General features: G+C 51.0%; 12 protein-coding genes. 11 read left to right on the forward strand and 1 reads right to left on the reverse strand.

The window, feature by feature from the left end; all coding sequences use genetic code 11:
* The first annotated feature begins 205 nt into the window (after nucleotides 1-205).
* The 6 genes from pabC (at nucleotide 206) to ptsG (ending at nucleotide 6,206) form a co-directional block, all read left to right on the forward strand.
* Complete coding sequence (gene pabC / locus A7Z29_RS01100) at nucleotides 206-1,015, forward strand: aminodeoxychorismate lyase (RefSeq protein WP_000478694.1); 810 nt, start codon at nucleotides 206-208, stop codon at nucleotides 1,013-1,015.
* A 2-nt stretch (nucleotides 1,016-1,017) separates the two neighbouring features.
* Nucleotides 1,018-2,040, forward strand: coding sequence for a cell division protein YceG (gene yceG / locus A7Z29_RS01105; protein WP_000756886.1), 1,023 nt, complete (start codon nucleotides 1,018-1,020; stop codon nucleotides 2,038-2,040).
* Nucleotides 2,030-2,671 carry a dTMP kinase gene (gene tmk / locus A7Z29_RS01110; RefSeq protein WP_001257008.1) on the forward strand — a complete coding sequence of 214 codons (642 nt, stop codon included), beginning with the start codon at nucleotides 2,030-2,032 and terminating at the stop codon, nucleotides 2,669-2,671. The genes yceG and tmk overlap by 11 nt, the downstream gene beginning before the upstream one ends.
* On the forward strand, nucleotides 2,668-3,672 hold the full coding sequence (gene holB, locus A7Z29_RS01115; RefSeq protein WP_001267910.1) for a DNA polymerase III subunit delta': 1,005 nt from the start codon (nucleotides 2,668-2,670) through the stop codon (nucleotides 3,670-3,672). The genes tmk and holB overlap by 4 nt, the downstream gene beginning before the upstream one ends.
* Before the next feature lie 10 nt (nucleotides 3,673-3,682).
* The gene (locus tag A7Z29_RS01120; protein WP_000480284.1) at nucleotides 3,683-4,480 is read left to right on the forward strand and encodes a metal-dependent hydrolase; all 798 of its coding nucleotides are present in this window, start codon (nucleotides 3,683-3,685) and stop codon (nucleotides 4,478-4,480) included.
* A 292-nt stretch (nucleotides 4,481-4,772) separates the two neighbouring features.
* Nucleotides 4,773-6,206 carry a PTS glucose transporter subunit IIBC gene (gene ptsG, locus A7Z29_RS01125; protein ID WP_000475698.1) on the forward strand — a complete coding sequence of 478 codons (1,434 nt, stop codon included), beginning with the start codon at nucleotides 4,773-4,775 and terminating at the stop codon, nucleotides 6,204-6,206.
* A 59-nt stretch (nucleotides 6,207-6,265) separates the two neighbouring features.
* Here the strand turns inward: ptsG and fhuE are convergent, their stop codons facing one another.
* The gene (gene fhuE, locus A7Z29_RS01130) at nucleotides 6,266-8,455 is read right to left on the reverse strand and encodes a ferric-rhodotorulic acid/ferric-coprogen receptor FhuE (protein ID WP_105289691.1); all 2,190 of its coding nucleotides are present in this window, start codon (nucleotides 8,453-8,455) and stop codon (nucleotides 6,266-6,268) included.
* Between the two features lie 333 nt (nucleotides 8,456-8,788).
* On the opposite strand from fhuE, the gene hinT reads away from it, so the two are divergent.
* From hinT to nagZ, 5 genes are read left to right on the forward strand one after another with little or no spacing between them, the layout of a single operon-like run.
* A complete protein-coding gene (hinT, locus tag A7Z29_RS01135; protein ID WP_000807125.1) occupies nucleotides 8,789-9,148 on the forward strand; it encodes a purine nucleoside phosphoramidase in 360 nt (119 codons plus the stop codon).
* Nucleotides 9,149-9,150: 2 nt separating this feature from the next.
* A complete protein-coding gene (locus A7Z29_RS01140) occupies nucleotides 9,151-9,528 on the forward strand; it encodes a YcfL family protein (RefSeq protein ID WP_001225287.1) in 378 nt (125 codons plus the stop codon).
* A gap of 13 nt (nucleotides 9,529-9,541) precedes the next feature.
* Complete coding sequence (gene lpoB, locus A7Z29_RS01145; RefSeq protein WP_000164436.1) at nucleotides 9,542-10,183, forward strand: penicillin-binding protein activator LpoB; 642 nt, start codon at nucleotides 9,542-9,544, stop codon at nucleotides 10,181-10,183.
* Nucleotides 10,164-10,988: a thiamine kinase gene (thiK, locus tag A7Z29_RS01150; protein ID WP_001116778.1), complete on the forward strand. Its 825-nt coding sequence runs from the start codon at nucleotides 10,164-10,166 to the stop codon at nucleotides 10,986-10,988. The genes lpoB and thiK overlap by 20 nt, the downstream gene beginning before the upstream one ends.
* A gap of 10 nt (nucleotides 10,989-10,998) precedes the next feature.
* Nucleotides 10,999-12,024, forward strand: coding sequence for a beta-N-acetylhexosaminidase (gene nagZ, locus A7Z29_RS01155; RefSeq protein WP_105281016.1), 1,026 nt, complete (start codon nucleotides 10,999-11,001; stop codon nucleotides 12,022-12,024).
* The last annotated feature ends 12 nt before the right edge of the window (nucleotides 12,025-12,036 follow it).

Raw genomic sequence — 12,036 nt, forward strand, 5'->3', positions numbered from 1 at the left:
GGCATGCTTAATTGATTCGTATTGCGTATGATTGGTGGTGAAGTTTGTGAGGATTGCTGGGGGAGTTGTACAATCATATTGATGATTTAAATGTGTGCTGTCGTATAAATATCTTTGGGCAATCAAAAAGAGGCCAGTGAACAGATAAATTTGAACATAGAAGCTAAAATAATTTATTGTATTTCTTTGTTTATTGGGGAAGTGAATGTTTTTAATTAATGGAAAATGTAACAATGAGTTACCGGCTTGTGACAGGAGCATACAGTTCGGTGATGGATGTTTTACAACGGCTGTGATAAACCGTGGGCAGGTAGTACTCTTGACCGCGCATTTAACACGTTTACGTGAAGCCTGCTCCCGTTTAAGCATTCCTTATTCCGACTGGTCTATACTGGAAGATGAGATGCAAAGTCTGGCACGACAAGCTGAGCGTGGCGTTTTAAAAGTTATTATCACTCGCGGCAGTGGTGGTCGAGGATATAGCATCGCCCACTGCGAATCGCCTGGGCGCATTTTATCTGTCTCCCCCTTTCCTGAACATTACACCCGCTGGCGGCGGGAAGGTATTACTCTGGCGCTAAGTCCAGTACGCCTTGGACGTAATCCTTATCTCGCAGGAATTAAACATCTTAATCGGCTTGAGCAAGTACTGATCCGCTCTCATCTTGAGCAGACAAACGCCGATGAGGCGCTGGTTCTTGACAGCGATGGGTGGGTTACGGAATGCTGTGCGGCTAATTTGTTCTGGCGCAAGGGCAACGTAGTTTATACGCCGCGTCTGGATCAGGCTGGTGTCAACGGCATTATGCGACAATTCTGCATCGGTTTACTGGCACAATCCTCTTATCAGCTTGTCGAAGTACAAGCCTCGCTGGAGGAGGTGATGCAGGCAGATGAGATGGTAGTCTGTAATGCGTTGATGCCAGTGATTCCCGTGCGTGCCTGTGGCGAAGCCTCCTTTTCGTCAACAACGCTATATGAATATTTAGCCCCACTTTGTGAGCACCCGAATTAGTCATGAAAAAAGTGTTATTGATTGTCTTGTTATTGCTGGTGGTACTGGGTATCGCCGCTGGTGTGGGCGTCTGGAAGGTTCGCCATCTCGCCGACAGCAAATTACTTATTAAAGAAGAGACGATATTTACCCTCAAACCGGGAACCGGACGTCTGGCGCTCGGTGAACAGCTTTATGCCGATAAGATCATCAATCGCCCACGGGTATTTCAATGGCTGCTGCGTATCGAACCGGATCTTTCTCACTTCAAAGCCGGAACTTACCGCTTTACACCGCAGATGACTGTGCGTGAGATGCTGAAATTGCTGGAAAGCGGTAAAGAAGCACAGTTTCCACTACGCCTGGTGGAAGGGATGCGTCTGAGCGATTACCTCAAACAATTGCGTGAGGCACCGTATGTCAAGCACACGCTGAGCGACGATAAATATACCACCGTGGCACAGGCGCTGGAGCTGGAAAACCCGGAGTGGATTGAAGGCTGGTTCTGGCCAGACACCTGGATGTATACCGCCAATACCACCGATGTTGCGTTACTCAAGCGAGCACACAAGAAAATGGTGAAAGCGGTTGATAGCGCCTGGGAAGGGCGTGCGGACGGTCTACCTTATAAAGATAAAAACCAGCTGGTGACGATGGCATCAATTATCGAAAAAGAAACCGCCGTTGCCAGTGAGCGAGATCAGGTTGCCTCGGTCTTTATCAACCGTTTACGCATTGGTATGCGCCTGCAGACCGACCCGACGGTGATTTACGGGATGGGAGAGCGTTATAATGGCAAACTTTCTCGTGCAGATCTGGAAACGCCAACAGCGTATAACACCTACACCATTACCGGTTTGCCGCCAGGCGCGATTGCTACGCCGGGGGCTGATTCGCTGAAGGCTGCTGCGCATCCGGCAAAAACGCCGTATCTCTATTTTGTGGCCGATGGTAAAGGTGGTCACACGTTTAATACCAATCTTGCCAGTCATAACAAGTCTGTGCAGGATTATCTGAAAGTGCTTAAGGAAAAAAATGCGCAGTAAGTATATCGTCATTGAAGGGCTGGAAGGCGCAGGCAAAACCACCGCACGCAACGTGGTGGTTGAGACGCTTGAGCAACTGGGTATCCGCGACATGGTTTTCACTCGGGAACCTGGCGGTACGCAACTTGCCGAAAAGTTAAGAAGCCTGGTGCTGGATATCAAATCGGTAGGCGATGAAGTCATTACCGATAAAGCCGAAGTGCTGATGTTTTATGCCGCGCGTGTACAGCTGGTAGAAACCGTCATCAAACCGGCACTGGCAAACGGCACCTGGGTGATTGGCGATCGCCACGATCTCTCCACTCAGGCGTATCAGGGCGGTGGTCGTGGTATTGACCAGCATATGCTGGCAACGTTGCGTGATGCCGTTCTTGGGGATTTTCGCCCTGATTTAACGCTCTATCTCGATGTTACCCCAGAAGTCGGCCTTAAGCGCGCGCGCGCGCGCGGCGAGCTGGATCGCATTGAGCAAGAGTCTTTTGATTTCTTTAATCGCACCCGCGCCCGCTATCTGGAACTGGCTGCACAAGATAAAAGCATTCACACTATTGATGCAACACAATCGCTGGAAGCCGTCATGGACGCGATTCGCACCACCGTGACTCACTGGGTTAAGGAGCAGGGCGAATGAGATGGTATCCATGGTTACGACCTGATTTCGAAAAACTGGTAGCCAGCTATCAGGCCGGAAGGGGTCACCATGCGCTACTGATTCAGGCATTACCTGGCATGGGCGATGATGCCTTAATCTACGCTCTTAGCCGTTATTTACTTTGCCAACAACCGCAGGGGCACAAAAGTTGTGGTCATTGTCGCGGATGCCAGTTGATGCAGGCGGGGACGCATCCCGATTATTACACTCTTGCTCCCGAAAAAGGGAAGAATGCCCTAGGCATTGATGCCGTGCGTGAAGTCACCGAAAAGCTGAATGAACACGCACGATTAGGCGGTGCGAAAGTTGTCTGGGTCACCGATGCCGCCTTGCTGACCGATGCTGCTGCCAATGCCTTGCTGAAAACGCTGGAAGAGCCGCCAGCGGAAACCTGGTTTTTCCTCGCTACACGAGAACTTGAACGCTTACTGGCAACACTGCGCAGCCGTTGTCGCTTACATTACCTTGCACCGCCGCCAGAACAGTACGCAGTGAGCTGGCTTGCGCGTGAAGTGACAATGTCACAAGAGGCCATAATAACCGCATTGCGTCTGAGCGCCGGTTCGCCTGGCGCGGCGTTGGGGCTGTTTCAGGGAGATACCTGGCAGGCACGTGAGATACTTTGTCAGGCATTGGCACACAGCGTGCAATCGGGTGACTGGTATTCGATGTTGTCGGCACTGAACCACGAACAAGCTCCGGCGCGTCTGCACTGGTTGGCAACTTTGTTGATGGATGCGCTCAAACGCCATTATGGCGCTTCACAAGTCACCAATGTTGATGTTCCTGGTGTTGTCACCGCACTGGCAAACCAGCTTTCTCCCTCTCGCCTGCAGGCTATACTGGGGGATGTTTGCCAAAGTCGTGAGCAGTTAATTTCTGTCACAGGCGTAAACCGCGAGCTTGTCATCACCGATCTTTTACTACGTATTGAGCATTACCTGCAACCGGGTGTTGTGTTACCGGTTCCTCATCTTTAAGAGAGACATTATGTTTTTAGTCGACTCACACTGCCATCTCGATGGTCTGAATTATGAATCTTTGCACAAGGACGTGGATGACGTTCTGGCGAAAGCCGCTGCGCGCGATGTGAAATTTTGTCTGGCGGTCGCCACAACATTGCCCGGTTACCTGCATATGCGGGATCTGGTCGGCGAACGTGACAACGTCGTTTTTTCTTGCGGCGTGCATCCGCTAAATCAGAATGATCCCTACGATGTGGAAGATTTACGCCGTCTGGCAACAGAAGAGGGCGTTGTTGCGCTGGGTGAAACCGGGCTGGATTATTATTACACGCCGGAAACAAAAGTCCGTCAGCAAGAATCCTTTATTCACCATATCCAGATTGGTCGCGAACTGAACAAGCCGGTTATCGTCCATACGCGTGACGCCCGCGCCGATACGCTGGCTATTCTGCGCGAAGAAAAAGTGACGGATTGTGGTGGCGTACTACACTGTTTTACAGAGGACAAAGAAACGGCGGGCAAGTTACTGGATCTCGGATTTTATATCTCCTTTTCCGGCATTGTGACCTTCCGTAATGCGGAACAACTGCGCGATGCCGCGCGTTATGTCCCGCTGGATCGGCTCCTGGTGGAAACTGATTCGCCTTACCTGGCGCCAGTGCCACATCGAGGAAAAGAGAATCAACCTGCAATGGTTCGTGACGTTGCAGAATACATGGCTGTGTTGAAAGGTGTTGCCGTTGAAGAACTGGCGCAGGTAACCACCGATAACTTCGCCCGTCTGTTTCACATCGACGCTTCCCGCCTTCAGTCCATCAGTTGAATGAATTTTTTTTAAGCTCGTAATTAATGGTTAAAACGAGTAAAGTTCACCGCCGCAAATTGGGCGGTGGCTAACCATGTTTGTAATATCTTGACATATGTTTTGTCAAAATGTGCAACTTCGCTAAAGACCTGAAGTTGAAACGTGATAGCCGTCAAACAAATCGACACTGAATTATTTTACTCTGTGTAATAAATAAAGGGCGCTTAGATGCCCTGTACACGGCAAGGTTCTCCCCCCTTGCCACGCGTGAGAACGTAAAAAGCACCCATACTCAGGAGCACTCTCAATTATGTTTAAGAATGCATTTGCTAACCTGCAAAAGGTCGGTAAATCGCTGATGCTGCCGGTATCCGTACTGCCTATCGCAGGTATTCTGCTGGGCGTCGGTTCCGCGAATTTCAGCTGGCTGCCAGCCGTTGTATCGCATGTTATGGCAGAAGCAGGCGGTTCCGTCTTTGCAAACATGCCACTTATTTTTGCGATCGGTGTCGCCCTTGGCTTTACCAATAACGATGGCGTATCCGCTCTTGCCGCAGTTGTTGCCTATGGCATCATGGTAAAAACCATGGCTGTGGTCGCGCCGCTGGTACTGCATTTACCTGCTGAAGAAATTGCCGCTAAACATCTGGCGGATACTGGCGTACTTGGGGGGATCATCTCCGGTGCGATTGCAGCGTACATGTTTAACCGTTTCTACCGTATTAAGCTGCCTGAGTATCTTGGCTTCTTTGCCGGTAAACGCTTTGTACCGATCATTTCTGGTTTGGCTGCCATCTTTACTGGCGTTGTGCTGTCCTTCATTTGGCCGCCGATTGGTTCCGCAATCCAGACCTTCTCCCAGTGGGCTGCTTACCAGAACCCGGTAGTTGCGTTTGGTATTTACGGCTTCATCGAACGTTGTCTGGTGCCGTTTGGTCTGCACCATATCTGGAACGTACCTTTCCAGATGCAGATTGGTGAATACACCAACGCAGCAGGTCAGGTTTTCCACGGCGATATTCCGCGTTATATGGCGGGTGACCCGACTGCGGGTAAACTGTCTGGCGGCTTCCTGTTCAAAATGTACGGTCTGCCGGCAGCTGCGATTGCTATCTGGCACTCTGCTAAACCAGAAAACCGCGCGAAAGTGGGCGGTATTATGATCTCCGCTGCGTTGACCTCGTTCCTGACCGGTATCACCGAGCCGATCGAGTTCTCCTTCATGTTCGTTGCGCCGATCCTGTACATCATCCACGCGATACTGGCTGGTCTGGCATTCCCAATCTGTATTTTGCTGGGAATGCGCGACGGTACGTCGTTCTCACACGGCCTGATCGACTTCATCGTACTGTCTGGTAACAGCAGCAAACTGTGGCTGTTCCCGATTGTCGGTATTGGTTATGCGATTGTTTACTACACCATCTTCCGTGTGCTGATTAAAGCTCTGGATCTGAAAACGCCGGGCCGTGAAGACGCAACTGAAGATGCGAAAGCTACCGGTACCAGCGAAATGGCACCGGCTCTGGTTGCCGCATTTGGTGGTAAAGAAAACATCACTAACCTCGATGCATGTATTACTCGTCTGCGCGTCAGCGTTGCTGATGTGTCCAAAGTGGATCAGGCTGGCCTGAAGAAACTGGGCGCAGCGGGCGTAGTGGTTGCTGGTTCTGGTGTTCAGGCAATTTTCGGTACTAAATCCGATAACCTGAAAACCGAGATGGATGAGTACATCCGCAACAACTAATCAGTAAAATGTTGGGGAGACTAAGGCAGCCGGATGGCTGCCTTTTTTACAGGTGTTAATCAGAACTGATACGTGCCGGTAATACTAAAATTACGTGGTGCGCCGTAGACGACAGAACCTTCCACGTTAGTGTCATAGGTTTTATCGAACAGATTATTGACGTTACCCTGCAACGAGAAGTTTTTTGTCACCTGGTAGCGGGTGAACAGATCCACCAGCGCGTAGCTACCTTGCTCGACGCGGAAGGTGCCATACGGTGTCACGGTGTCGGTATACACGCGATTTTGCCAGTTAACACCACCGCCGACCGTCAACTCTGGCATGACAGGCAACCGATAGCTGGTAAACATTTTAACCGTGGTACGCGGCAGATTCGGGTTAACGGCATTCCCTTCGTTATCTTCCGCCAGATAGCGCGTTGCGCCAAACGTCAGTTGCCAGTTGTCGGTAATTGCGCCGTTAAGTTCAAATTCCACGCCTTTACTTACTGTCCCATCCACCGCTTTATAGGCGGTTTCGCCGTTACTGCCGGGGATAGGCATTCCGGTGGACTGGGCGACATTATCCTGCTCAATACGGAAGATGGCTAACGTGGTGGTCAGACGGCTATTCATCCAGTCTGATTTCAGACCCAGTTCGTAGTTGTTACCGGTGATCGGCGCCAGATATTTACCCGAACTGTCACGATCATTTTGTGGCTGGAAAATAGAGGTATAGCTGGCGTAGGTCGACCAGTTGTCATTGATGTCAAACACCAGACCAGCATAAGGCGTGGTGTGGTTTTTCTCCATGCTGTAAGTCAGTGTATCAACCCGCCAGTTGGTATAACGTGCGCCGAGGATCAGATGCAGCGGATCGGCGAGGGTGACGCGGGTGGCGGCATACAACGATTTCATATGTGTGGTATCGTCCTGTGCCAGGCTTTGCGGTGCCCAGTTGGTCTGCGGGAAGTTACCGTTGAAGTTGTAGAAACTGCCAATTTCATTGGGGAAAACGTTGGCCCAGGAGCTGAAATAGCGGTTGTTTTGTTTACTGTAGCTACCGCCGAGCATCAGATTGTGCTGGCGACCAAACACTTCATAACTACCGTCGGCAAACAGATCCAGCGCGTCAACTTTACGTTTGCCACTGTTCCAGCCAGTGCCGCCCACATAATCAAATCCGGGGCCATAGCTGCCATATGGTCCCACCAGCGTTCCATCTGCTTTATTTACGTAGGCGTCGACATACATCATTTTGCTGTCAAATTCGACTTCGGAATGGGTGGCATTCAGCGTCGCCTGCCAGGTATCGGCAAATCGTTGCTTCAGTGACAGAAAGACTTTGTTGATCTCTTTGTCGTTATACGCCCAGTCAGGCGCGGTGCTGCGGGCGCGATCGTAACTGTTGCTGCTGCCATCGGTATTCCAGCGTGGCAGGCCACCCCAGGTTGGGCTATTAACATCAATACGTTGATATTCATAACCGGCAGAAAGCGTGGTCAGCTCGCCCAAATCAGCATCCACAATGCCGGAGAAGAAAGTTTTTTCGCTGTTGTAGCGATCCAGCCATAAATCGTTGTTCTGATAGCCGCCGATAATTCGCGCGCGGACTTTACCATCTTCCGTGAGCGGACTTTGTAAATCCGCCACATAACGTTCTTTGTTCCAGCTTCCGTATTCCGCCGAGACATCGCCTTTAAATTCACGGCTGGTGGCATGTTTACGAACCATATTAATCGCCGCAGAAGGATTGCCAGTACCCGTCATTAGCCCGGTCGCGCCACGCACCACTTCTACACGCTCGAACAACGCCATATCAGTGAGTGCATCGCCCAGATTCCAGCGTGATTCAAAATAGGTGGGAATACCATCGACCATATAGTTATCGATCTGGAATCCACGCGAATAATAGAGGGTACGGTCGGAGTCAGCCTGGCTTTTGCTAATCCCGAGGGTATTTTCCATCACTTCGCCCAGCGTTTGAAGTTGCTGATCCTCCATTCGCTGCTGGCTGACAATAGTGACCGACTGTGGAATATCACGTTGGGTCATCTGCATTTTAGTACCTACAGAGGTAGACGTTACGCTGTAATCATTTTCGTCATCAACTGGAGCATTGGTTGCTCCCTCAACAATCACCGTTTCTTCGGCGGTTGGCACGGCCAGAGTGGAGGAAGGAAATAAGGCCAGAGCAATGCAGGCTGCGAGCAGCGACGGCGTGGCTGCGGCTTGATGCTGATTATCCCTGTTAAATTGTGTCGAAAGCATCTGAAATCTCTTGATTTATGTTGTAGTCAGGCTCATTCCAGAGGAAGGTGATGAGCGTTTATATTTAGCGCGCTAATAATTTTGCATGGTAATGCAAATGAGAAATATACGCATTCATATTCAACATGTAAACCAAAGAGAAAGTGTGTTTTCGGTTCATTCATAGGCATAAAGGGGAATAATGGCGATGTATGCGGCAGTAAAACGGTTTTTTGCTTAATAAATCGTGGGTTAAGGTTGAAAGAGCGGGTTTAACTCGACCATACTCTATACTCGCAGTGTGGCGCGGCGTAGCATGGCGCAACGCATGGCTATTTAAAAAAGGAAAATGTCGTGGCAGAAGAAACTATTTTCAGCAAAATTATTCGTCGTGAGATCCCCTCCGATATCGTCTACCAGGATGATCTGGTAACGGCGTTTCGCGATATTTCGCCGCAAGCGCCAACACATATTCTCATCATTCCTAATATCCTGATTCCTACCGTGAACGACGTCTCTGCCGAGCATGAGCAGGCGCTGGGACGCATGATCACTGTAGCGGCAAAAATTGCTGAGCAAGAAGGCATTGCCGAAGATGGCTATCGTCTGATCATGAACACCAACCGCCATGGCGGGCAAGAGGTGTACCACATCCATATGCACTTGCTGGGTGGCCGTCCTCTTGGCCCAATGCTGGCGCATAAAGGTCTGTAACGATGAGAAAAGGATGCTTTGGGCTGGTGTCTCTGGCGCTGTTATTGCTGGTGGGGTGTCGTTCACATCCGGAAATTCCGGTGAATGAAGAACAGTCGCTGGTGATGGAGTCATCTCTTCTGGCTGCGGGCATCAGTGCAGAAAAGCCCGTTCTTTCAATGTCTGATATTCAGCCTTCAGCATCCTCGACGCTTTATAACGAAAGGCAAGAACCCGTTACCGTTCATTATCGTTTTTACTGGTATGACGCCAGAGGGCTGGAGATGCATCCTCTGGAAACGCCCCGCAGCGTTACCATTCCCGCACGTTCGGCGGTAACTCTGTACGGCAGCGCCAATTATCTGGGGGCGCACAAAGTCAGACTTTATCTATATTTGTAAGGGGTGAATCTTGATGACAAAAATGAGTCGCTACGCCTTAATCACCGCGCTGGCGATGTTTCTCGCCGGGTGTGTGGGGCCTCGAGAACCTGCACCGGTAGAAGAGGTGAAACCTGCGCCGGAGCAACCAGCCGAGCCGCAACAGCCAGTACCAACCGTGCCATCGGTGCCGACGATCCCGCAGCAGCCAGGGCCAATTGAGCACGAAGATCAAACTGCACCGCCTGCGCCGCATATTCGTCATTATGACTGGAACGGCGCAATGCAGCCGATGGTCAGTAAAATGCTTGGGGCTGATGGTGTGACCGCAGGCAGCGTTCTGCTGGTTGATAGCGTTAATAACCGTACTAACGGTTCGCTGAATGCCGGAGAAGCGACCGAAACGCTACGTAATGCGCTGGCCAATAACGGTAAATTTACACTCGTTTCTGCCCAACAGCTTTCAATGGCCAAACAGCAGTTAGGTTTGTCGCCGCAGGACAGTTTAGGCACTCGCAGTAAAGCGATTGGCATTGCCCGTAACGTCGGCGCTCATTATGTGCTGTACTCCAGTGCCTCTGGTAACGTCAACGCACCGACCCTGCAAATGCAACTCATGCTGGTGCAGACGGGTGAAATTATCTGGTCAGGTAAAGGTGCCGTTCAGCAACAATAATCCCATCACGCGCGACGAATTATTGTCGCGCTATTTCCCGCAGTATCATCCCGTCGCGACGTTTAATCATGGACTTAGCGGCGGGAGTTTTCTCATTGAACATCAGGATCTGCGTTTCGTTGTGCGTCAGACTCACGATCCTGATGCACCGCAGTCCGTGTTTCTGCGCCAGTATCGGGCGTTATCACGATTGCCGGCATACCTTGCACCGAAGCCACATCTCTATCTCCGTGGCTGGATGGTGGTCGACTATTTGCCCGGCGAGGTAAAAACGCAATTGCCGGATACCGACGAACTGGCAGGCTTGCTGTATTATCTGCATCAACAACCGCGTTTTGGCTGGCGAATAACCCTGCTACCGTTACTGGAACGGTACTGGCAGCGAAGCGATCCGGCGCGGCGGACAGCGGATTGGCTGCGACTATTAAAACGTCTGCGCAAAATACGGGAACCACAGCCATTACGCTTAAGCCCATTGCATATGGATGTTCATGCCGGAAACTTAGTGCATAGTGAGTCAGGGTTAAAACTCATTGACTGGGAGTATGCCGGTGATGGCGATATCGCACTGGAACTGGCGGCGGTGTGGGTGGAAAATACTCACCAGCATCGGCAATTGGTCAATGACTATGCCGCGCGGGCGAAGATTAATCCGGCGCAATTATGGCGTCAGGTCAGGCGCTGGTTTCCCTGGTTGCTGATGCTCAAAGCAGGGTGGTTTGAGTACCGTTGGCAACAAACCGGCGATCAACAATTTATCAGGCTTGCCGATGACACCTGGCGGCAGCTATCAATAAAACAATAAGGAGAGCAGTGTGGGTCCAGTAATGTTGGATGTTGAAGGTTACGAACTGGACGCGGAAGAGCGTGAAATACTGGCGCACCCGCTGGTGGGAGGGCTGATTCTCTTTACGCGTAACTATCATGATCCTGCGCAATTACGCGAACTGGTGCGCCAAATCCGCACAGCTTCGCGCAATCATCTGGTGGTGGCGGTGGATCAGGAAGGTGGGCGAGTGCAGCGTTTTCGTGAAGGTTTTACCCACTTGCCAGCGGCGCAATCATTCGCTGCGCTGTTGGGAATGGAAGAAGGCGGCAAACTGGCGCAAGAGGCAGGCTGGTTGATGGCCAGCGAAATGATCGCCATGGATATTGATATCAGCTTTGCACCCGTGCTGGACGTAGGGCACATTAGCGCGGCGATAGGCGAGCGTTCTTACCATGCCGATCCCGAAAAAGCCCTCGCAATCGCCAGCCAGTTTATTGATGGTATGCATGAAGCCGGAATGAAAAGCACCGGTAAACATTTTCCTGGCCACGGTGCAGTAACGGCAGATTCGCACAAAGAGACACCGTGCGACCCACGTCCGCAAGCGGAAATTCGCGCCAAAGATATGTCGGTCTTCAGTACGTTAATTCGCGAAAATAAACTCGACGCCATTATGCCTGCGCATGTGATCTACAGCGATGTTGATCCACGTCCGGCTAGCGGTTCTCCCTACTGGTTGAAAACTGTTTTACGTCAGGAGCTGGGGTTTGACGGCGTGATTTTCTCAGACGATTTATCGATGGAAGGTGCCGCGATTATGGGCAGTTATGCCGAACGTGGGCAGGCATCACTGGATGCGGGTTGCGATATGATCCTGGTCTGCAATAATCGTAAAGGGGCCGTCAGCGTGTTAGATAATCTGTCACCGATCAAGGCAGAGCGTGTTACACGTTTGTATCATAAAGGTTCATTTTCGCGACAGGAGCTGATGGACTCGGCTCGCTGGAAAGAGATCAGCGCCCGTCTGAATCAGTTACATGAACGCTGGCAGGAAGAGAAAGCAGGTCACTAACCCTGGCTTATG

The sequence above is a fragment of the Escherichia sp. MOD1-EC6842 genome (genome assembly GCF_002965705.1).
In the GTDB taxonomy this organism is placed as follows: Bacteria; Pseudomonadota; Gammaproteobacteria; order Enterobacterales; family Enterobacteriaceae; genus Escherichia; species Escherichia ruysiae.